This window comes from Nocardia sp. NPDC023852 (assembly GCF_040639505.1).
In the GTDB taxonomy this organism is placed as follows: domain Bacteria; phylum Actinomycetota; class Actinomycetes; order Mycobacteriales; family Mycobacteriaceae; genus Nocardia.
In genome coordinates this window covers 770,271-791,257 of record NZ_JBFAAB010000002.1, presented here as the reverse complement: position 1 = coordinate 791,257, position 20,987 = coordinate 770,271, and the positions used below count along the sequence as shown (strand labels likewise).

18 protein-coding genes and 1 riboswitch are annotated in these 20,987 nt (G+C 68.4%); of the genes, 9 read left to right on the top strand and 9 right to left on the bottom strand.

Annotated elements, in window-relative coordinates; genetic code table 11:
• Nucleotides 1-16 precede the first annotated feature (16 nt).
• On the top strand, nucleotides 17-274 hold the full coding sequence (locus AB0H00_RS07330; protein ID WP_357262198.1) for an HPr family phosphocarrier protein: 258 nt from the start codon (nucleotides 17-19) through the stop codon (nucleotides 272-274).
• A 64-nt stretch (nucleotides 275-338) separates the two neighbouring features.
• Nucleotides 339-1,055, top strand: a complete 717-nt coding sequence (locus AB0H00_RS07325) for a histone deacetylase (RefSeq protein ID WP_357262195.1) — start codon at nucleotides 339-341, stop codon at nucleotides 1,053-1,055.
• Nucleotides 1,056-1,120: 65 nt separating this feature from the next.
• Here the strand turns inward: AB0H00_RS07325 and AB0H00_RS07320 are convergent, their stop codons facing one another.
• Nucleotides 1,121-2,071 (bottom strand): FAD-dependent oxidoreductase, encoded by a 951-nt coding sequence (locus AB0H00_RS07320; RefSeq protein ID WP_357262192.1) that lies wholly within the window; start codon nucleotides 2,069-2,071, stop codon nucleotides 1,121-1,123.
• An 85-nt stretch (nucleotides 2,072-2,156) separates the two neighbouring features.
• Nucleotides 2,157-2,492: a hypothetical protein gene (locus AB0H00_RS07315; RefSeq protein WP_357262189.1), complete on the bottom strand. Its 336-nt coding sequence runs from the start codon at nucleotides 2,490-2,492 to the stop codon at nucleotides 2,157-2,159.
• 152 nt (nucleotides 2,493-2,644) lie between these two features.
• Between AB0H00_RS07315 and AB0H00_RS07310 the strand changes: the two genes are divergently transcribed.
• Nucleotides 2,645-3,748 carry a glutamate--cysteine ligase gene (locus AB0H00_RS07310; RefSeq protein ID WP_357262186.1) on the top strand — a complete coding sequence of 368 codons (1,104 nt, stop codon included), beginning with the start codon at nucleotides 2,645-2,647 and terminating at the stop codon, nucleotides 3,746-3,748.
• A 26-nt stretch (nucleotides 3,749-3,774) separates the two neighbouring features.
• On the opposite strand, the gene AB0H00_RS07305 is transcribed toward AB0H00_RS07310, so the two are convergent.
• Complete coding sequence (locus tag AB0H00_RS07305) at nucleotides 3,775-4,509, bottom strand: anti-sigma factor (protein ID WP_357262182.1); 735 nt, start codon at nucleotides 4,507-4,509, stop codon at nucleotides 3,775-3,777.
• Between the two features lie 1,150 nt (nucleotides 4,510-5,659).
• Here AB0H00_RS07305 and AB0H00_RS07300 point away from each other — a divergent pair.
• Nucleotides 5,660-6,028 carry an STAS domain-containing protein gene (locus tag AB0H00_RS07300; protein ID WP_357262179.1) on the top strand — a complete coding sequence of 123 codons (369 nt, stop codon included), beginning with the start codon at nucleotides 5,660-5,662 and terminating at the stop codon, nucleotides 6,026-6,028.
• Nucleotides 6,029-6,055: 27 nt separating this feature from the next.
• Here AB0H00_RS07300 and AB0H00_RS07295 read toward each other — a convergent pair whose 3' ends face one another.
• Together AB0H00_RS07295 and AB0H00_RS07290 are read right to left on the bottom strand one after the other, a co-directional pair.
• Entirely contained in the window at nucleotides 6,056-7,663 is a 1,608-nt protein-coding gene (locus AB0H00_RS07295; RefSeq protein ID WP_357262176.1) for a CHASE3 domain-containing protein, read from the bottom strand.
• Nucleotides 7,660-8,877, bottom strand: a complete 1,218-nt coding sequence (locus AB0H00_RS07290) for a fused response regulator/phosphatase (RefSeq protein ID WP_357262173.1) — start codon at nucleotides 8,875-8,877, stop codon at nucleotides 7,660-7,662. The genes AB0H00_RS07295 and AB0H00_RS07290 overlap by 4 nt, the downstream gene beginning before the upstream one ends.
• Before the next feature lie 332 nt (nucleotides 8,878-9,209).
• On the opposite strand from AB0H00_RS07290, the gene AB0H00_RS07285 reads away from it, so the two are divergent.
• Complete coding sequence (locus AB0H00_RS07285; protein ID WP_357262170.1) at nucleotides 9,210-10,562, top strand: cytochrome P450; 1,353 nt, start codon at nucleotides 9,210-9,212, stop codon at nucleotides 10,560-10,562.
• A gap of 195 nt (nucleotides 10,563-10,757) precedes the next feature.
• On the opposite strand, the gene AB0H00_RS07280 is transcribed toward AB0H00_RS07285, so the two are convergent.
• The 3 genes from AB0H00_RS07280 to AB0H00_RS07270 form a co-directional block, all read right to left on the bottom strand.
• A complete protein-coding gene (locus AB0H00_RS07280; RefSeq protein ID WP_357262167.1) occupies nucleotides 10,758-11,288 on the bottom strand; it encodes a hypothetical protein in 531 nt (176 codons plus the stop codon).
• A 175-nt stretch (nucleotides 11,289-11,463) separates the two neighbouring features.
• Complete coding sequence (gene cobN / locus AB0H00_RS07275) at nucleotides 11,464-15,036, bottom strand: cobaltochelatase subunit CobN (protein ID WP_357262164.1); 3,573 nt, start codon at nucleotides 15,034-15,036, stop codon at nucleotides 11,464-11,466.
• 33 nt (nucleotides 15,037-15,069) lie between these two features.
• A riboswitch (cobalamin riboswitch) is annotated at nucleotides 15,070-15,191 on the bottom strand.
• Nucleotides 15,192-15,264: 73 nt separating this feature from the next.
• Complete coding sequence (locus AB0H00_RS07270) at nucleotides 15,265-15,705, bottom strand: nuclear transport factor 2 family protein (protein WP_357262161.1); 441 nt, start codon at nucleotides 15,703-15,705, stop codon at nucleotides 15,265-15,267.
• Nucleotides 15,706-15,856: 151 nt separating this feature from the next.
• Between AB0H00_RS07270 and cobG the strand changes: the two genes are divergently transcribed.
• The gene (gene cobG / locus AB0H00_RS07265; protein ID WP_357262158.1) at nucleotides 15,857-17,092 is read left to right on the top strand and encodes a precorrin-3B synthase; all 1,236 of its coding nucleotides are present in this window, start codon (nucleotides 15,857-15,859) and stop codon (nucleotides 17,090-17,092) included.
• A 138-nt stretch (nucleotides 17,093-17,230) separates the two neighbouring features.
• On the opposite strand, the gene ddaH is transcribed toward cobG, so the two are convergent.
• A complete protein-coding gene (ddaH, locus tag AB0H00_RS07260) occupies nucleotides 17,231-18,070 on the bottom strand; it encodes a dimethylargininase (protein WP_357262155.1) in 840 nt (279 codons plus the stop codon).
• Between the two features lie 137 nt (nucleotides 18,071-18,207).
• Between ddaH and AB0H00_RS07255 the strand changes: the two genes are divergently transcribed.
• The 3 genes from AB0H00_RS07255 to AB0H00_RS07245 all read left to right on the top strand — a co-directional run bounded on the left by AB0H00_RS07255 (nucleotide 18,208) and on the right by AB0H00_RS07245 (nucleotide 20,926).
• Entirely contained in the window at nucleotides 18,208-18,645 is a 438-nt protein-coding gene (locus AB0H00_RS07255) for an Lrp/AsnC family transcriptional regulator (RefSeq protein ID WP_357262152.1), read from the top strand.
• Between the two features lie 68 nt (nucleotides 18,646-18,713).
• The gene (locus AB0H00_RS07250) at nucleotides 18,714-19,349 is read left to right on the top strand and encodes a precorrin-8X methylmutase (RefSeq protein ID WP_357262150.1); all 636 of its coding nucleotides are present in this window, start codon (nucleotides 18,714-18,716) and stop codon (nucleotides 19,347-19,349) included.
• Complete coding sequence (locus AB0H00_RS07245; protein ID WP_357262147.1) at nucleotides 19,346-20,926, top strand: precorrin-2 C(20)-methyltransferase; 1,581 nt, start codon at nucleotides 19,346-19,348, stop codon at nucleotides 20,924-20,926. Before AB0H00_RS07250 ends, AB0H00_RS07245 begins: the two co-directional genes overlap by 4 nt.
• The last annotated feature ends 61 nt before the right edge of the window (nucleotides 20,927-20,987 follow it).

Sequence of the window (20,987 nt, the reverse complement as noted above, 5' to 3'; positions counted from 1 at the left end):
CACAAGGAGTTCCACCATGGCACACGCGACCGTCGCAGTCGGCTCATCCATCGGTTTACACGCCCGCCCCGCCAACATCATCGCTGAAGTCGTTCAGGCAGCGGGCGTTCCCGTGACGCTGTCCGTCGTCGGCGGCGAGCCCGTCGACGCAGGTTCAGCGCTCATGATCATGACCCTCGGCGCCACCCAGGGCACCGCGGTCGTCGTCACCAGCGACGACCAGGTGGTCCTGGACAAGGTCGCCGAACTGGTCGCCGCCGATCTCGACGCCTGAGTGCCGAGTCCGCGGTCGCCTAGGCGGTGGCCGCGCGGGCCCGATTCGGCCGAGAATGGGTGAGATGACGGCACGGCGTACCGAGTATGTGGCCGCCGATTCGGTGGCCACACGATGGGAAGCGCTGCCCGCGCGATCGGACGCACGCTCCTGGACGGATCCGGTGTGGTATGCCGCCTACGGCTCGAACATGAGCTTGACGCGGTTGCGCACCTATTTGCGCGGTGGCAAGCCTGAAGGCGGAGCGCTGACCCTGCCCGGCTGCCGTGATCGAGCCGATCCGATCCGCTCGGTGCCCTTAATGCTCCCGGGCCTGTTGTACTTCGCCACCGAATCGCTGACCTGGACCGGTGGCCGAGCGTTCTACGACCCGGCCGGCCGGAGCGAGATCGCCGTGCACGCCCACCTCGTCACCGCCGCCCAGTTCTCCGACATCATGGCCCAGGAGATGTACCGCGCCCCCGGCGCCGACCTGGATTTGGTCAAGGTGATAGACAGTGGCACAACGGCACTAGGGCCCGGCCGGTACGAAACCTTGGTCCGCGCCGGAACACACGAAAGCCATCCCGTCCTGACCTTCACGGCACCCTGGCGCTACCGCGACCTACCCGGCAACCCACCCTCCCCCGCCTACCTCCGACACCTCGCCACCGGCCTGTCCGCCGCACATCACTGGACCACCGCGACCACCGCGGCCTACCTCGCGACCCGCCCCGGCGCGGACCGCCGATGGACACCCGATTCCGTCGATGCGCTCCTTCGCGCGGATTTGTGGGGCTGACCGCTTGGAGCGCGCTGGCGTCGGCGGTATCGCGCAGCTACGGCGACTGGCCGCGAAACCGCCGTTCACAGAGCGGCGACGAGAGCGGCGCTCTCGCGGGCGCAACCGTAGCCGATGGTGATGCCGGAACCGCCGTGGCCGTAATTGTGGATCACGGGGATGCCGGGCAGCGCTGAGGTGTCGAGTTCGAGCCGGACTTCGCTGCGGCCGGGGCGCAGACCGACGAGGGTTTCCAGAACCCGACTGTCGGCCAAGGCGGGGGCCAGGTCGCGGCAGCGCGCCAGAATCGACCGAGTCAGTTCGGCGTTCGGAGTGGTGTCCCACTCGCCGAGGTCCAGAGAGCCGCCGAGAACGCAGTCGTTCGCGCGGGGGTGGACGTAGGCGCGACCGAGCGGGTGGGCCTCGTCGCGCAGCGACATCGACAGCCCCGGGTTCGCGACGCGCACGATCTGGCCGCGGATCGGATACACCTCGGGGTCGTCGACGAGTTCGGCGGCGCGCAGTCCCGCGCAGTTGATCACCACGTCCGGGCACAGGTCGCCGAGGTCGTCGAGCCGGTGAATGGTGCGCAACACCCACCGCGCCCCGGCAGCGTCCACCTGGTCGCGCAGATACGGCAGGTAGGTCGGCATCTCCACCAGCGGAACGGCGAACCGGAAGCCGAAGGAGTAGCCGCGCGGCAATTCAGCCTGGTCGGCGGCGCGGAAGGAACGGACCGACCGCGACCACACGGGGACCGCGGGCTCGCCGCGGTAGAGCGCCGTGGACTCGCACATCCGCACGCCCGGCGTGCCCGCCGCGGCCAAGACCGCCAAACGCTCGAATGTCGTTTCGCTCCATGCTCGAACGCGCTCGACCGGGCCCGCCGCAGTCGGAAACCAGACGGCGGCGGCCAGGAAAGAGGTCGTCGCCGTGATCGGCTCGGCACTGACAATCGTGACGTCGTGCTTGTCACGCAGCAGTTCCGCCGCGGTGGAAAGACCCGAGATGCCCGAACCGAGGACGACGATCCGCATGCGACGAACCTATCGTCGGACTCGGTGCGGCGGCATTTCCGCAGCACCGTCCGTGGGAGGCCGCCGCGACTCCCGAGCGGCGGCGCTAGTCTTCGTCGTCGAGCGAAGTGACCCCGCTGGTCACGGCCACGAACGGCAGCTGCTGTCCCCAGCAGCCGGCGAGGACGGTGCTCCCCGCCGCGAACCCACCGCGGCTCTCCATGGCCTGGGCGATGTCGACGCGCGGACCCGACGTCTCAGCGGAGCCCACCAGCGCACACATCCAGGTTTCCCCGTCCGGCTGGCTTCCCACCTTGATGCTCCCCTCTTCCTGGGTGTCCGCCGACAAGGTCGGTGCCGCGACGGCGAGTCCCGCCCCAGTCGCGGCGAACACCCCTGCCGAGCCCACTGTCGCGGCGATTCGGACGGCGATTCGAAACATGTCATGCCTCCCATCGGTATGGCCCATGCGGCCGAGGTTGCCCACGCGACGCCGTTCAAACGCGGCGACCCCCGGTGGTCGAGCGGTATCCGAGCGGCGATCTCGCACCGCAACGGCCGACTAGCGACGGAAACCTTGGGTATCCGGCCAGCATGGACGCTGGGCGCGCGACCGTCGGTGTGGAAGAAGAGTTCCTGTTGGCCGATCCGGGAACCGGAGCCCCGGTGGCAAAGAACGTCGAAGTGGCTCGGACGGCAAAAGAGAGCGGCATCGATCTGCAACTCGAACTGACGCGCTGCCAACTGGAGGCCAACACCGCGGTGCACACCGACATCGCCGCGCTCCACCGGGAGCTGCGCGAGCTGCGGCGCAGCATCGCCGCCTGTGCGGAGCGGAACGACGCGCGCCTGCTCGCGGTGGGCATCCCACCGACGGCGCCGACCGAGGTCCCGGTCACCGACACCCCACGCTATCAGCGCATCGCCGACAACTTCGGCATGCTCGGACACGAGCAGGGGCTGTCCGGGTGCCACATCCACGTCGGCATCCCGGATCGTGAGACGGCGGTGCAAGTCGGCAACTATCTGCGGCCGTGGCTGCCGCTGCTGCTGGCGCTGACGGCCAACTCGGCGCTTTACCGCGGCGTCGAGACCGGCTACGCCAGTTGGCGCAGCATCCTGTGGCGACGGTGGCCGAGCGCGGGACCACCGCCGTACTTCTCCTCCTCGCGCGACTACGACGCCATGGTCGAGATGATGCTCAGCAGCGGAACCATCCTGGACCGAAAGATGATCTACTGGGACGTCCGCCCGTCGATCTCGTTCCCGACCGTCGAAGTGCGGGTCAGCGATATCCCCGCCACCGTCGAGGAGACCGCGCTGCTGGCCGCGCTGGTGCGCGCGACAGTGGTGATGGCGCGGAAGTCCTTGGCAGCCGGTCGGATCGCGCCCGCGGTCCCGGCCGGGGTACTGCGGGCGGCGTATTGGAAAGCCGCGCGTTCAGGGCTCGCTGGGGACGGGGTGGACCCGTTCGACTGCCACGTGGAGCCCATCCGCACCCTGCTGGGCAGGCTGATCGACCACGCCGCTCCCGCCCTCGAGGAAGCGGGTGACCGCCAGTTCGTGGACGAGGCGTTCGCCGCCGTCTTGGCCCGCGGCAACGGTGCGCACCGTCAGCTCGCGGCATTCCGCGCCCGCCGCGACGTGGGTGACGTCATCCGTGAGGTGGCAGGTGCGACTCTTGAAGGATGCGGGTAGCCGCCGCACCGGCGGTGTCGGCCCCGTCAGCCGAGGGCGACCGCAGCGAGCCGCGGAGAGGTCGGATGCGCGGAACCACCCGCGGGTTCGATCGTGACGGCGAGGATATCCGCCGGATCGAATCGGGTGAGCACCCCCGCCTGCGGCACACTGGTCAACACCGCCGCCGAGCGCGGGACTCCGGAGGAGACCAGCCAGAGCTGGTAGGCCTGCCCCGGAGGGGGTGCGGGCACCGCTTCGAACGTCACCGCGACAGCCTCGAGCCGCGCCGAGGTGCGCACAGTGAGCGTGCCCCCGCCGGGCAGCTGCGCGACATGGGATCTCGAATCCGGTTGTACCAGTATCTGTTCGGCGGTGAACCGCACGGCATGGTTGCCGATGGTCCGCTCGGCGATCACGATGCCACCCGCCCCGCCCCCGGCGACCACGGCGGCGACAGCGAGCCAGACCAGCCGCGGCACCCGACCGACCACCGCTGTGCCGCGCCGTTCGGGTGGTGGCGCGTGGCCGGTCGATTGGTCGAGCGCCTGCAGGACCTTCGACTCCAGCGTCGGCGGCGGATTCACCGCCTCGGACATGCTCAGCGCCGTCAGCGTCTCCCTGACCCGGTGCACGGTGGCGGCGAATGCTATTGCGGTGACGGAATCCGCCTTTGCCACACGGTTTTCGATGCTGCGGCGTTCGATCTCGGCTACCGCGTCCATCGCGTAGGGATAGGCCAGGTCGAGCAGGTCCGTGTGGGGCTGCCCGGTCTCGGTCATTGCTGATCACTTCCAGTGAGACAGGTTCGGAGCCGTGCGAGCCGGTCCCGTACACGGCCTTCGACAGTAGGTGGAGGGATGGTCGGCGACCGCGCCGCAGGTTCGGTCGTCCGTATGGCCGCCGGAAAATCCGCTGGGCGACCGCACGACAGAAGTCGGTCGACGCGTTCTCGTCCCCCGCTCCGAACGCGCCGACCGAGTCGATCGCTCGACAGACCTCGACCACATCGGCCCTCCGGACAAACCGGGCACGCCCCCCGCGCCGACTCGCCCGCACCAGCGCGCAGACGGATCGGCGAGAACTCCGGATCAACCTGCATGATTGGATTTCGCGACGGGCCACCCGGCGGATTGGCTCATCGCCACATTCCACGAATTCGGTGTCGGTCTGCCGCCAGCGGCGCGGGCACCCTACCTATCAGGGAGATCGCCTCCGATTTGCGGACTGCACGCCGCCGACGATCTCCGGGGCATTTCCGACCGTAGGGGAGCACCGCACCGCCCCCACCGGACGATCCCGTGCTTACCCGGTAGCGTCGGCGCGACAGATGGAACCAGGTGATCGATAAGGGTTTTCGTCGGTGTCGCGGAAGCGGTCGGACTGCACCGCGGCAGGGCTCCGGGATAGATGTGCCGGAACAGTTCGGTGCAACATTGATCGCGGTTCATCGTGCTCCGGAACGAGCGCAGCATCCCGCTCGACCAGCTTCTGCCAGTGCCATGCGGAAGGCAGGGAGATCGCGCTATAACCTCACCGGCTGCGGCTCCTACACCGGTTTGGTGGTGGGCGGAATTCTCATTCCGCCGGCATCTGGCGATGCGATCCCCACCACGAGCGGTGACGGCCGCGACGCAAGCAGGCAAACACCAGTTTCGGCTGGCAGAAGGCGCTTTCGTCGCGAACGAACGCCTTGGTCGTTCGGCTGGGGTGGCATCGCGGCGTGTGCTGACCCCGGACCTGATGGGGTAAGTTGACCACAGACTACTTACTCTGCGCCGTGCCCAGTGCGCCAGAGGTTCGACACGCAGCGGAGGCAGAAGTGGCGCATTGCGGCCCGACGAGCGGAAGCAAACCCGAGTATCCCTCCCGTGTGCCGTCGACTTCCGGTCACGTCCCCGGATGGCGCGCCGCTCACACGGGAGGTGGACTGTGAGTGCCGACGGCACACCCCGGACCCTGGAAGTCCAGGTGCGTTCGGCGGACGACGTCGTGATCGTCACCGTGCACGGCGAAATCGATATGGCATCCGCGCCGCATTTGCAGTCGGCGCTCGAGGAAGTCATGGGCGAGACGCCACCCACCGTCGTCGTAGATATGTCGAACGTCGGATTCCTCGGCTCGGCCGGTCTGAGCGTCCTGCTCGCCGCGTCGGCGGCGACCGGTTCCGGTGGACTGCGGGTGGTGCCGAGCGTCGCGGCGCGACGGCCGATCGAGGTGACCGCGCTGGACCGGCTGCTCACCATATTCGACACCGTGGAGGCAGCACTGGCGGCCGACGAGCCGCAGTCGCGAAACTGAGCGAGAGCTCCTCGAACGGTTCCGGCGTCACGCCGACGTGGTCGACGAAATTCCTTCGTCCTCGCGGATACCGTCGTCGGCCGACGTGTTCAGGGTGAACCAGAACCGTGTGCCTTCGGTGTACGCGGGATCAATCCAGATCCGCCCACCGTGGTACTCGACGATCTTCTTGCACAGCGCCAATCCGATTCCGGTACCACTGTATTCGTCGCGACTGTGTAGTCGCTGAAAGATCACGAACACCTTCTCGGCGAACTCGGGGGCGATACCGATGCCATTGTCCGACACCGACAGCAGCCAGCCCGCAGGGCCCTGCGGTTCGCACGTAATGCGCAACGCCGGAGGCTGATCGGGGCTGCGGAACTTGATCGCGTTGCCGATCAGGTTCTGCCACAGCATGCTCAGCAGCGTCGGATCGCCGGTGATTTCGGGCAGTTCGTCAGGAAACTCGATGCGGGCGCCGGTGTCCTCGCAGGCGGCGGCGAGGTTCGTCAGGGCCTTGTCCAGGGTCTTGTCGAGGCGGGTGGGCTCGTTACGGTCGGTGACCCGTCCGACGCGGGAGAAGGTGAGCAGGTCATTGATCAGCACCTGCATCCGCTTCGCGCCGTCTACCGCGAAGTCGATGTACTGCTTGCCGCGCTCGTCGAGCTGGTCGCCGTACCGCTTCTCCAGCAGCTGGCAGAACGAGGCCACCTTGCGCAACGGCTCCTGCAGGTCGTGGGAGGCGACGTAGGCGAACTGCTCCAGTTCAGCGTTGGAACGGCGCAGTTCGGTCGTCTGCGCGTCCAGGTCCGCGGCCTGCTCCGCGAGCAGCGACTCCTGTGCGCGGGCAGACGCCAGTTCCTCAACGATCCGGCGGCGCATGCTCTCGACCGCCGCTGCGACGGTGGCGAGGTCGGCGGGCCCGCGCACGCTGATGCGATGGTGGAAGTCGCCTTGTCCGACGCGCAGCGACGCGGACTGCAGATAGGCGAGTGGCCTGACGACGAGGCGACGCACCAGGGTCGTCAACGCGACGCCCGCCAGCAGGAAGACCACCACCATGCCGGTGAGCACGGCGTTGCGCGTGGTGCGCATTCGGTCGAGTTCGCGGCGATCTCCGTCGATGGCAGCGGCGAGATCGCGGTTTTGGCTGTCCAATCGGCCGCGCAGCTCGTCGAAGACTTCGTTGCCGCGCACCGCGTCGATCGCGCGGGAGCTGGTCTGCGACACCGCGGCCACCAGCGGTTCGGCGTAGCCGTCGCGCCACCGCTGTGCGGAGTGTTCCACTCCGTCCAGGTCGGCGAGCAGCCCGGGACGGCCCGCCAGCAGCTCACGAATGCGCGCGGCCGACCTGGCTTCCTCCTGCTTGCCCTCGGTGTAGGGCGCGAGAAACCGCGGATCGCCCGCGATAGCGTACCCGCGCAGCCCGGTCTCCTGGTTGACCAGCGCACTCTGCAGCCGGTACGCCTCGGCGGCAGCGGGCTGCGTCTCGTTCACCAGCCGGTCGGTGACCCGGTTGGTCTCGGTGATCACGCGGGCACCCGCGAACGCGCCGACGACCACCACGAGGATCATCAGTGCCAGTACCAACTGGAACCAGGCGCGCGCGGTCAGACGTCCGGCCAGACCGGTGTTCGGTATCGCTGTCGTCATGGTTCGTCCTGATCTCGGCTCCATCGCAGATACATGACAGCCACGTCGTCGTCCAGTCCACCCGCCTCCTGGGCCGACGCCTCGACGCGGCCGATGAGCTGGTCGACGAAGTCTTCCGGCTCCCGGGTGGTCAGCGTGCGGGCCAGCCGTAGCAGCCCGTCCTCGCCGAGCCGCGCTCCCTCGGGGCCGGTGCGTCCTTCGAACAAGCCGTCGGTGAACAACACCAGTCCGGCCCCAATCGGCAGCGACAGTTCATGGACCGGCCAATCCGCCTGTTCCGGTAGGAATCCCAGGGCGGGGCCGCCTGGCACCTCTACCCACCGCACGTCGGCTTCGGTGCACACCAGCATGCCCGGATGCCCGGCCCGAAGCACCCGGACGCTCCGCTGCCTCGGCAGCAGCACCAGACTGGTGACCGTCGCGAAGGTCTGACCGCCGGTGCGTTCGGCAAGCAAGAGCTGCTCCAGTAGCCGAAGCTGCCGTGCCCCGGTGATCCCGCTGAGAACCAGCGTGCGCCAAGCCAATCGCAAAGCCACACCCGTTGCCGCCTCGTCAGGGCCGTGCCCGGACACATCGCCGATCACGGCGTGTACGGTGCCGTCGGCCTGCTGTACCACGTCGTAAAAATCACCGCCGAGCAACGCCTGTGCCCGCCCTGGCCGATACCGCGTGACGACGTCGGCGTGGCGTTCCCCGCGCAGCAGCGGCGTCGGCAGCAGGCCGCGCTCCAGGCGGGCGTTCTCCTGCGCCCGCATCTGCCCTGCCCGCAGTGCCGCCGTCGCGCGTTCGGCCTGTTTGCGCTGGATGGCGTACCGCACCGCGCGCGCGAACAGTTCCGGCTCGACTCGACCTTTGACCAGGTAGTCCTGCGCGCCCGCGGCGACCGCGGCCAGACCGGTGCGCTCCTCGGCGAGCCCCGTGAGGACGACGACGGCGACCTCGTCGGTGTACTCGCGCACGCGCGCCAACGCTTCTAGTCCCTGGGCATCGGGGAGATGCAGGTCCAGCAGCACGCAGTCGGGCAACTGTTCAGCAAGGCGCTCCCCCGCCTCGCACAGCGAACGAACCCACTCCAGCCGCAGGCCTGGCGTCGCGTCTGCGACCAGTTCCTCGACGAGGAGGGCATCCGCCGCGTCGTCCTCGACGAGCAACAGCGATGATTCCCGGTGAAACCAGGACACCATGGTGTCCAGCTCGCCTTGCTCGTCGACCATCGACTACCGTCTCCTTTCCCTCCTGCGAGTGCTCTCGGCCGCAGTGCGGCAGAACGGCAGAACACTGATCGAGGCGGTCGGGCCAGCATACGCAACTCGTCCTTGCCGGTGCCCGAGCACGGTCCCGCCTGGGGATGGTCGAACGGCAGAGCGCATGCCTGCTCGGCGGGCACCGTCCACCCGACATCTTCGGCGGCATTCCATGCTCCGACCTGCGGAGATGAGGAAGACGACCGATGCGTGCGCACCCCGCGCGGTTTCAGGCACACATTGCCGGGTAATTGCTCGGTCGTCGGCACCGTGTCGACGTCGATACACCGGGAGGAGGCCGTATGACAAGGACCCGCGAACACCGACTGGTGGGGGTGTCCGCGGCGGCGGCGTTGGCGGATCTCGGATTCGCCTCGGTCGCGTCCGGGGTGATCGCACGGCGACGGCCGGTGCTGGGATTGCTGGAGCGCACAAGGGCCGATTCCCGAGCCATCGAACGCATGCGGCTGCTGCGTCGCGAATTCGGTTCCGGTCCAGTGGAACTCGTTGTGCCAGGACGACGGATCGTCGTGGTACTCGACCCGGGTGACGTCGGCCGAGTGCTTGCCGATTCGCCGACACCGTTTCACCCGGCCAATCGGGAGAAGCGTGCCGCGCTGCGACAATTCCAGCCGCACGGTGTCCTCTTGTCCGACGGCCCGATTCGTGCACAGCGCCGAGCGCTGAACGAGGCCGCGCTGGACGCGGGCGAGCCCCTGCATCGACTCGCGGGGCCGTTCGCCGCGGTCGTCGCGACCGAGGCGCGCGAAGTCGTCGTGTCCGCGCTGCACCGGGGTCACCTGGACGCGTCAGAGTTCACGGTGCACTGGTGGCGACTGGTGCGACGGCTGGTGCTCGGCGACCGGGGCCGCGACGACAGCACACTGACCGACGAACTCTGGCGACTGCGCTCGGCGGGCAACTGGTCGTTTCTGGCGCCTGCGCACCGCAGGCAGCGCGACCTGTTCACCAATCGCCTGTACCGCTATGTCGAGTCCGCCCAACCCGACAGTCTGGCCGGGGCACTGGCCGCTCTCCCGGCGGGGGGCGCCACAGACCCCGTCGGGCAGATTCCGCATTGGTTGTTCGCGTTCGATGCCGCGGGGATGGCGCTGAGCCGAGCGCTTGCGGTGCTGACGACCCACCCACAGCAGCACGCCCGCGCGTTGGCCGACGCCGCCGATCCGGGTCGTCTGGACCTGCGGAACTACCTGCGGGCCTGTGTGCTCGAGTCGGTGCGGCTGTGGCCGACCACGCCGACGATCCTGCGGGACGTCACCACCGACACGCAGTGGCGCGACGGCGACGAGCGCTTCACCATCCCGGCGGGTGCCGCGCTGATGATCGCGGTCCCGGCCTTCCATCGGGATCCCGACCTACTTCCGTTCGCCGACGAGTTCGTTCCGGACATCTGGCTCGACGGCCGCGCGGAACAGTATCCGCAACTGGTGCCGTTCAGCGCGGGCCCAGCCGACTGCCCCGGCCGCAACCTCGTCCTGTTCGTCACGAGCACGCTGCTCGCGCACTTGCTGACCGCCGCCGAATTCCGACTGCGGTCCACGCCACAGCCGGACCCGAGCGCTCCGCTGCCGGTGACGTTGAACAACTTCGGACTCGACTTCGCGGTCGAGCCTTGCATGACACAAACCCGCTAGCACCTGCGAGCGCTCCGATACGGCTGCCGATCGCGGGAGCGATCCTTCCACGATCGCGATCGCGGAGTTGGCGCGGCTCTCGCTATTGCAGCTGCCGCGCGACCGGGCCGGGCGCACGGCACAATCCGGCGGCACAGAGAACCGGCCGCGCTCGGAAATACCCACCGACCACGGCCGATTCGCCGTCGCAGCGCTCTACGGCTGGTTCGCGCCCGCGATACCGCCGATGATGCCGCCGATCACACAGCCGGGCAGGAACCCGACGATGAAGAACAGGAGACCGATCAGCGCGCCGACGGCGCAGCCGATCAACACACCTGCCACGGTGGTGCCCGCGTCACCGATGAACTGTGGCGCACCAAGTTCCGGGACGGCGGCGCCGACCGGCGTCAACGTCAGCGTGGTCGCGGCCGCGTCGACTTCCGGCACCACCCTGACCTGCTGACCGGCCACGCTCTGCAGAGTGGTCGGCACCGTCGCGACCACCGCGCCGTCCGGCGCGAGCACCGCCACCTCCGCGTCCGGCGTCAAGCCGAACGTGCCGGAGGCCAGCGTGACGGTCGCGCTCGACCGGTCGGGTGCGACGGCCGCCGTGTAGGCGACACCGTGGTCGACACCACTGATCACCTGGTCGGACACCTCGGCCTGACCGTGGGCGGTGGCCGCGGTGACTCCGGTGGCGGCAATGGTCAGCAGCGTGGTCGCTACCAATTTCCTTATCCTCATGAGACTTTCCAATCATCCAGCCGATATGAGTGTGGCGTTCCCCGGAAAACGGCCATGAAACATCACTCATCATGCGCTCCCGACATGACGATGTCGAGATCTGTGGATAATCGAATTGTCTTGCACAATCATATATTTCGATATTCCCCGAGAACTGGGGGGTTGATCTTTCGTACTATTCCAATTCTCCTTCGGTCTCCAGGTAGACCTGACGCAGCCGATCGAGGGTGGCCGGTTCGGGGTGCTCCCAGAGCTTGCGCTCGGCGGCCTCCAACAGCCGCTCTGCGATACCGTGCAGCGCCCACGGGTTGGACTGCTCCATGAACTTGCGGTTCACGTCATCGAAAACATAACTCTCCGAGAGCTTCTCGTACATCCAGTCGGCGACGACATTGGTGGTGGCGTCATAGCCGAACAGGTAGTCGACGGTCGCCGCCATCTCGAAGGCGCCCTTGTAACCGTGCCTGCGCATGGCCTCCAGCCAGCGCGGGTTCACCACGCGGGCACGGAACACTCGCGAGGTCTCCTCCGACAGGGTCCGCGTGCGCACCGCGTCGGGGCGGGTGCTGTCGCCGATGTAGGCCTCGGGGTTCCTGCCGGTCAACGCCCGAACGGTGGCGACCATGCCACCATGGAACTGGAAATAGTCGTCGGAGTCGGCGATGTCGTGCTCGCGGGTGTCGGTGTTCTTGGCGGCCACCGCGATGCGCCGGTACGCGCCGCGCATGTCCTCGGCGGCGGGCGCGCCGTCGAGATCGCGGCCGTAGGCGTAGCCGCCCCACGTGGTGTACACCTGCGCGAGGTCGTCGTCGGTGCGCCAGCTCTTCGAATCGATCAGCTGGAGCAGGCCGGCACCGTAGGTGCCAGGCTTGGAGCCGAAGAGTCGGGTGGTCGCGCGGCGCCGGTCGCCGTGCTCGGCGAGGTCGGCCTCGGCGTGCGCGCGCACGTAGTTCGATTCGGCGGGCTCATCCAGGTCGGCGACCAAGCGGACCGCGTCGTCCAGCAGGGCGAGCACATGAGGGAAGGCGTCGCGGAAGAAGCCGCTGATGCGCACGGTGACATCGACCCGGGGGCGGCCCAGTTCCGCAAGCGGGATCACCTCGAGTGTGGTGACCCGGCGGCTCGCCTCGTCCCACACCGGTCGGACACCCAGCAGCGCAAGGACTTCGGCGATATCGTCGCCCGAGGTGCGCATTGCGGAGGTGCCCCACACCGACAAACCCACCGATCGCGGGTACTCGCCGTGGTCGGCTTTGTACCGGTCCAGCAGCGATTCCGCCATAGCCTGACCGGTTTCCCAGGCCAGGCGCGACGGCACAGCCTTCGGGTCGACCGAGTAGAAATTGCGCCCGGTCGGCAGCACATTGATCAGGCCGCGCAGCGGAGAACCGCTCGGGCCCGCCGGGATGAACCCGCCGTCGAGCGCGTGCAACACCCGCTCGATTTCCGCGCCGGTCCGGCGCAGGCGCGGCACCACCTCGGTAGCCGCGAACCGCAGCACCCGGCGGACCTCCGCATTGTCGGTGATGCCGTCGACCGCGTCCGGCGACCAGTTCGCGGCCTGCAATGCCGAAACCAGTTGCCGGGCCCGGCCTTCAACGGCGTCGACGCGCTCACGCGCCTCGGTTCCGGACTCGTCGAGGCCGAGCGCTTCACGTAGGCCGGGCACCGAACGCTCGCCGCCCCAGAGTTGACGGGCACGCAGCATTGCCAGCACCAGGTCGAGTTCGGCATCCCCAGCGGGCGCCTGGCCGAGCACGTGCAAACCATCGCGGATCTGCACGTCCTTGATCTCGCACAGCCAGCCGTCGACGTGCAGCAGCATGTCGTCGAAGGACTCCTCGTCCGGGCGCTCGGTGAGACCTAGATCGTGGTCCATCTCGGCGGAGCGCATCAACGTCCAGATCTGCTGGCGGATGGCGGGGAGCTTGGCCGGGTCGAGGGCGGAGATGTTTGCGTGCTCGTCGAGCAGCTGTTCCAGACGCGCGATGTCGCCGTAGCTTTCGGCCCGGGCCATCGGCGGGATCAAATGGTCGACCAGCGTGGCGTGCGCGCGCCGCTTGGCCTGGGTGCCCTCGCCGGGGTCGTTCACCAGGAACGGGTAGATCAGCGGCAGGTCGCCGAGCGCGGCGTCGGTGCCGCACGAGGCGGACATACCGAGCGTTTTGCCGGGCAGCCACTCCAGATTTCCGTGCTTGCCGAGGTGCACCATCGCGTCGGCGGCGAAGCCCTCGGGCGCGCTGAGCCAGCGGTAGGCGGCCAAGTAGTGGTGGCTAGGCGGCAGGTCGGGGTCGTGGTAGATGGCGACCGGATTCTCGCCGAAGCCGCGCGGCGGCTGCACCATCAGCACGACGTTGCCGAAACACAATGCCGCGATCACGATCTCGCCATTCGGGTCGGACGAGCGGTCGACGTAGAGCGCGCCAGGCGGCGGGCCCCACGCCTCGACGACGGCTTCACGCAGATCCTCGGGCAGCGTGTCGAACCATGCGGCATAGGTGGCCGCGCCGATGCGGATCGGATTGCCCTCCAACTGTTCGGAGGTCAGCCAGTCCGGATCCTGTCCGCCCGCCGCGATGAGGGCGTGGATAAGGGCGTCTCCGTCGCGTTCGTCCAGGCCTGGGACCTCGCCGGGATCGCCGAGATCGTATCCGGCGGCACGCATTTCGGTGAGCAGCCGGATCGCGCTCGCCGGGGTGTCCAAGCCGACGGCATTGCCGATGCGGGCATGCTTGGTCGGGTAGGCCGACAGCATGACGGCGACGCGCTTGCGGGCGGCGGGAACGTAGCGCAGGCGGGCGTAGCGCGTCGCGATACCCGCGACGCGAGCCGCACGTTCGGCGTCGGGAACGTAGGTCGACAGGCCGTCGGCATCGAACTCTTTGAACGAGAACGGGACCGTGATGATCCGGCCGTCGAACTCCGGCACGGCGACCTGTGTGGCGACGTCCAGTGGCGACAGGCCGTCGTCGCTCGCCTCCCACTGGGCGCGGCCGGTGGTCAGACAGAGTCCCTGCAGGATGGGCACATCCAGATCGGCGAGCGCGCCGACATCCCAGGCCTCGTCCTCGCCGCCGGCGGAGGCGGTGGCGGGTTTGCTTCCTCCCGCGGCCAGCACTGTGACCACCAGGGCGTCGGCCTGCCGCAGGGTGGCGAGGAGTTCCGGCTCAGCAGTACGCAGCGACGCGCAGTACAGCGGCAGCGGGCGCGTTCCCGCGTTTTCGAGCGCGGTGCACAGGGCGTCGATATAGGCGGTGTTGCCCGCGAGATGCTGTGCGCGATAATAGATCACCGCGACCGTGGGCCCGTCGACCGGCGCCGCGGCACGGTCCAGTTCACCCCAGCTGGGCAGCTGGACCGGCGGCTCGAAGCCGTGCCCGGTGAGCAGCACCGTGTCGGACAGGAAGTTGTGCAGCTGACGCAGGTTGCCCGGGCCGCCCGCGGCGAGGTAGTTGTGCGAGTCGGCCGCGACACCGCCCGGCACGGTCGAGCACTCCATCAGCTCGGCGTCCGGAGCGATCTCGCCGCCGAGCGCCACCATCGGAACGCCGCTGGCGCGCAGTGCAGCCAGCCCGTCCTCCCACGCCCGCTTGCCGCCGAGGATGCGCACGATCACCAGGTCGACGCCGCCGAGCAGGCCGGGCAGATCGTCGACCAGCAGGCGAGCAGGGTTGCCCCACCGATAGTCGGCGCCGCTGGCGCGGGCACTCAGCAGATCGGTGTCGGATGTGGACAGCAACAAAAACACGGGTGGCAGCCTTCCTCGGGTGACGCGCCCATCGGGGGTTCGCTGCTCGCCGGAGAGGGTCTGGCTTTCACAGTGGCGCGACCGCACCGGATTTCCACCGGTTTCCTCGTCGTCCGCCGAGCAAGCAAATGCTACCCGCCGCCCGAGTCCGGCTTTCCCATGTGTCCTGCTCGGGGGCGGCGGCGAGGCTCCGCGGCGCCGGTGGCCGAAAAGTCGTCCACTATCCGACTAGGTCAAGTCGCCGTTCCCGTCGACGACCTTCAGGTAATAGTGGAACCGGTCGATCCGCCATCCATTCGGGGTACGCACGGTGCCCAGCGAATAGCTGCCGACGAACGTGCGGGTCTTGCCGTTTGCCGCCGAGTTCTTCACGTGGACGGCGATCGCGTCGGCATGCGCGATCGCGACGTCACCCCGAAGATCGATCAGGTGATTACCGGATTGGTGGTGCACCTCGTCCAGCTCGGCGAGCCCAGTCCGCCAGTCCTCGACGATGTCGGCCGCGGCCCGATTCCCGACCGGCCCGCCGAACCCGCCGTCGAAATCCACCGTGGGCGTGAAAACCTCCCCTAGCAACCCCTCCCACCGACGCTGGTCGGTGTACACGAACAACTTTGTGATCACCTCAACGATATCGAGCCGGTCCGCCACCGTAGCGATTTCAGACATCCGCCCACCCTAAACGACCACACCCCGCTGAACCGGATGCCCGCCACCGACGATCCGCTCCATATCGGGTGGCGTCCCTGGCGTGGTGAGCCAGCGGACACCGGGTCGGCGCGGGCCCTCCGCTTGGCGGTGTACGTAGGCTGAGGAGGCTATGGCGCGACATGTTGCTGATTCCTGTCCCGGCGTGCTGCGGCTGCACGAGGCGGCCGACGGGCCGCTGGCGCGGATTCGGGTGCCCGGCGGCCGGGTGGAGCCCGCGCAGTGGCAGGTGCTCGCCGGGGCCGCGCGCGACCTCGGGGACGGAAATATCGAGCTCACCGCGCGCGGCAACGTCCAACTGCGCCGGATATGCGACGCCACGGCCCTGACGGAACGGCTGACCGGCGCGGGTCTCCTGCCGAGCCGCACCCACGAGCGGGTGCGCAATATCGTTGCTTCTCCGCTGTCCGGACGGATCGGCGGACTGGCGAACGTGCAGGCGCTGGTACCCGCACTGGATGCCGGGCTGCTCGCCGCGCCGCGTCTGGCCGACCTGCCGGGCAGGGTGCTGTTCTCGCTCGACGACGGCCGCGGCGATGTCAGCGGACTCGCCGCCGACATCGGTGTGCACGCCGTCGCCACGGACGACTTCGCGCTGCTACTGGCCGGAAGCGACAGCGGCATCCGGATCACCGCCGACGACGCGGTCGACGTCATGCTCGCCGCCGCGCACGGCTTCCTGGAGCTGCGCGGCGACGACCCAGGCCGGTGGCGGTTGCGCGACCTCGAGCGCGGTGCTGAACGCCTAGCCGATCTCCTCGGTCTCTCACCCAGGCCCGATCGAATCGAACTCGCTGCGGGCCAGGACATTCCGATCGGCTGGCTGGAGCAGGACGACGGATTGGTCGGTCTCGGCGCCGGCGTCCGCCTCGGCTCCCTGCCCGCCCGCACCGCCGAATTCCTCGCCGCCGTCGAACGAACGGTCTTCGTGACGCCGTGGCGCAGCCTGGTCGTCACCGACCTGGAGGAATGGGCCGCCGAACAGGTGGTGCGCGTGCTCGCGCCGATGGGCCTGATCTTCGACGCCGATTCCCCGTGGCTACTGGTCAGCGCATGCGCGGGACGGCCCGGTTGCGCGAAGTCGCACACCGATGTCCGGGCCGACGCGGCGGCGGCGGTCGCAGCAGGCCGTGTGCTTCCGCCAGCTGAACGAGCCGAACGGGTAACCGGGCATGCGGAGGCGAAACCAGCTTCGCGACAAGGCATTTCGGATGCTCCGCTCCTGGCACCGGCGGAGGTCTCGGTGGCCGGACGTCAGCACTGGTCCGGCTGTGACCGCCGCTGCGGCCGCCCCCGCGGAACGGTCACCGATGTCGTGGCGACCAACGAGGGCTATCACTTCGAATAAGAGTCTGCCGTAGTGCGGCAGCACCCGAAGCCCACTCGGCGATCAGCCGAACCGGAGGCGTCCGACACCTGCTCGAGGTGGTCCGACGGCACCATCGCCGCCGAACCGGCGGCCGACTACGCGCGTGTCCCGGTTTCGCTAGTGGATTTCGAGCGTGCAGCATTTGACACTGCCGCCCGCCTTGAGTAGTTCGGACATCTCGATACCGACCGGATTGTAGCCGCGTGCGCGGAGAGCTTCGCTCAGTTCGGTGGCGCGGCTGCTGAGGAAGACGTTGAATCCATCGCAGACGCCGTTCAACCCGAGTACCGCCGCGTCGGCGTCGGTGGCAAGGATCGCGTCGGGGTAGAGGTCGGCGAGGGTCGCGCGGGCCGCCGCACTGAAAGCGGGCGGATAGTAGGCGACGGTACTGGAGTCCAGCGGCAGCAGGACTGTGTCCAGGTGATAGAAACGCGGATCTACCAGTTCCAGGGAGACCACGGGCAAGGAGAAGTGGCGGGACACCTCCTCATGCGCCGCCAGTGAGCTTCGGAACCCCACGCCAGCCAACAACCGGTCGCCGACCAGGAGGAAGTCACCCTCCCCCTCGTTCAGTTCCTCGGCGCCGACCACACCGGCTAGCCCGAGCTCCGCGAATCGCCGGTGATAGGCCGGCCCCTCGGCGGCACGTTCGGGGTGGGTGAAGCGGGCGGACATCGCGCGGTCCCCCACGATCAGCCCGCCGTTGGCGGCGAACACCATGTCGGGCAGGCCCGGAAGACCGGGCACCACATCGACCTTGTGTCCATACTCCTCGTAGCTGGCGCGCAGTGTCTCCCACTGCGCGATCGCCAGGCAGCGGTCGACGGGCTCATCGGGGTTCATCCAGGGATTGATCGAGTAGGTGACGTCGAAGTGATCCGGGCGGCACATGACAAACCGTCGCGGCGACGGACGACGTGCGGCGGACTCGGCCTGGAGAGTGGCTACAGATGTCAACGGTGGCTCCGGAGGTCGGCGTGAACTTTCAACTCCAACGACCGTAATTCGCCTGCTATTGTGCCAGGAACAGCAATTCATTGCGTAGATTGCCTTGCACACGGTTGATCATTGCGTGAAGCTAGAGGAAGTGTGACGTGGACAACCTCGATCGCCGAATTCTCGAACATCTCCTCGGGCACGCGCGCGCCTCGTTCCAGGAGATCGGCAGCGCGGTCGGACTGTCCGCGCCCGCGGTGAAGCGCCGGGTCGACCGGTTGGTCTCGAGCAAACAGATCACCGGGTTCACCGCCCTCGTCAATCCGGCCGCGCTCGGATGGAAGACCGAGGCATACGTCGAGGTCTATTACCGCGACAACATCTCCCCGGGCGAGCTGAAGCGCAGCCTGGAACCGATCCCTCAGGTGGTCGGCGTGTGGACGATCGCGGGCGAGGCCGACGCCCTGGTGCATGTGATGGCTACCGACATGGCCGAGATCGAGGTGACCGTCGAGCGGATTCGCGAGAACGCACGTGTGGGGCGCACCCGCAGTTCGATCGTCATGTCACGGATACTCGAGCGTCCGAGGACCTGATCGGGCCCTGCCGCGGCACACGAAGCCCGCGACCCGAGCCGCCCACGCCACCTCATAGGGTGGACCGCATGCCCGACGTACGTGCCAGCTACCTGACCGACGGAGCCGAGATCTACCGGCGCTCGTTCGCGACGATCCGCGCCGAAGCCGATCTGAGCGGGTTCCCCCCGGACGTGGCACAGGTGGTCGTGCGGATGATCCACGGCAGCGGCCAGGTGGATCTGGCGCAGGACATCGCCTTCTCCACCGGCGTCGTCGCGTCCGCACGAGCGGCGCTGCGCGCGGGCGCGCCGATTCTGTGTGACGCGACCATGGTGGCCTCCGGGGTGACCCGCAAGCGACTGCCCGCCGACAACGAGGTGATCTGTACCCTCGGCGATGCCCGCGTACCGGAACTTGCCGCGACGTTGGGCACTACCCGCTCTGCTGCCGCGCTCGAGCTCTGGCGCGACCGTCTCGACGGCGCGGTCGTCGCCATCGGCAATGCCCCGACGGCCCTGTTCCATTTGCTCGACCTGCTCGACGCGGGAGCGCCGCGACCGGCTGCCGTACTCGGCATCCCGGTCGGGTTCGTCGGCGCCGTCGAGTCCAAGGACGCGCTGATCGATCTCGGCGCCGTCGAGTATCTCACGGTTCGAGGCAGGCGAGGCGGCAGCGCCATCACCGCGTCCGCGCTCAATGCGATTGCGAGCGAACAAGAATGAGCATTCACAGCCCTGGCAAACTGTGGGGCATCGGGCTCGGCCCCGGTGATCCCGAGCTGGTTACGGTCAAGGCGGCCAGGGTTATCGGCGTGGCCGATGTCGTCGCGTTCCACAGCGCTCGCCACGGCCGCAGCATCTCCCGCAGCATCGCCGCGCCGTACCTGCGGTCCGGCCAGCTGGAGGAGCACCTCATCTATCCGGTGACCACCGAGACAACCAACCACCCCGGCGGCTACCAAGGCGCGATCGACGAGTTCTACGAGCAGGCCGCCGAGCGGCTCGCCGGACACCTGGCGGCGGGCCGTTCGGTCGCGCTGCTCGCCGCGGGCGACCCACTGTTCTACAGCTCGTATATGCACATGCACCGGCGCCTCGCCGACCGCTTCGAGGCCGAGATCATCCCCGGCATCACGTCGGTAAGCGCAGCGTCGGCCGCATTAGGGACACCGCTGGTCGAGGGTGAGCAGGTGCTCACCGTCCTGCCCGGCACCATGCCCACCGACGAGCTCACCCGGCGACTGCGCGACACCGACGCCGCCGCGATCATGAAGCTGGGACGCACCTACCCCGGTGTGCGCCGGGCTCTTGCGGATTCCGGACGCCTCGCAGGCGCGTACTACGTCGAGCGCGCGAGCACGGCAGACCAGCGCGTCCTGCACGCCGACTCGGTCGACGATACCGAGGTCCCTTACTTCGCCATCACCCTCGTCCCCGGCCCGGAGCCGACCACTCCGCTCCTTCGTACCGAGTCGAATTTCACTGTGGCTGAGCAGATCTCGGTTCCACAGACGGACTCGACCGAAGCCATCGGCGAAGTTGTCGTCGTCGGTTTGGGTCCCGGTGCGCCGGAGTGGACCACCGACGAGGTGCGCGCGGCCCTGGCCGAGGCCACTGATCTGGTCGGCTACACCACCTATCTGAACCGGGTGCCGGAGCGTCCGGGCCAGCGCAGGCATGCCAGCGACAATCGAGTGGAATCCGAACGCGCCACCATGGCCCTGGACCTGGCCGAGCGCGGCGCGCGCGTCGTGGTCGTCTCTTCCGGCGATCCAGGGGTTTTCGCGATGGCGGCGGCCGTGCTGGAGGAATCCACGGACCCGCGGTGGCACAGCGTTCCGGTGCGCGTGCTTCCCGGACTCACCGCGGCCAACGCCGTCGCCAGCCGGGTGGGTGCACCGCTGGGACACGACTACGCGATGATCTCGCTCTCCGACCGGCTCAAGCCCTGGGAGGTTGTCGCACAACGCCTTTCCGCCGTCGCGGCCGCCGACATGGCGATCGCGGTCTACAACCCCGCGTCGTCGCAACGCACCTGGCAGGTGGGCGCGATGCGGGACCTGCTGCTCGAGCACCGCAAGCCCGACACGCCCGTAGTACTCGGCCGCGACGTGGGCGGTCCCGCCGAGTCGGTTCGCGTGGTGACCCTTGGTGACCTCGACCCCGCGGAAGTGGACATGCGCACGCTGGTGATCATCGGTGCGTCCACCACCGCGGCGGTGGAGACCGACCAGGGCACTCGTGTCTACACCTCCCGGCGCTACGGTCACGCAGGCGACGCGGGAGTCGACGGCGCGTAAGATCTCGACCGGCTGGCTGGCGACATCTAGTCGTTCCATTCGGGTAACATTCCACTATGGA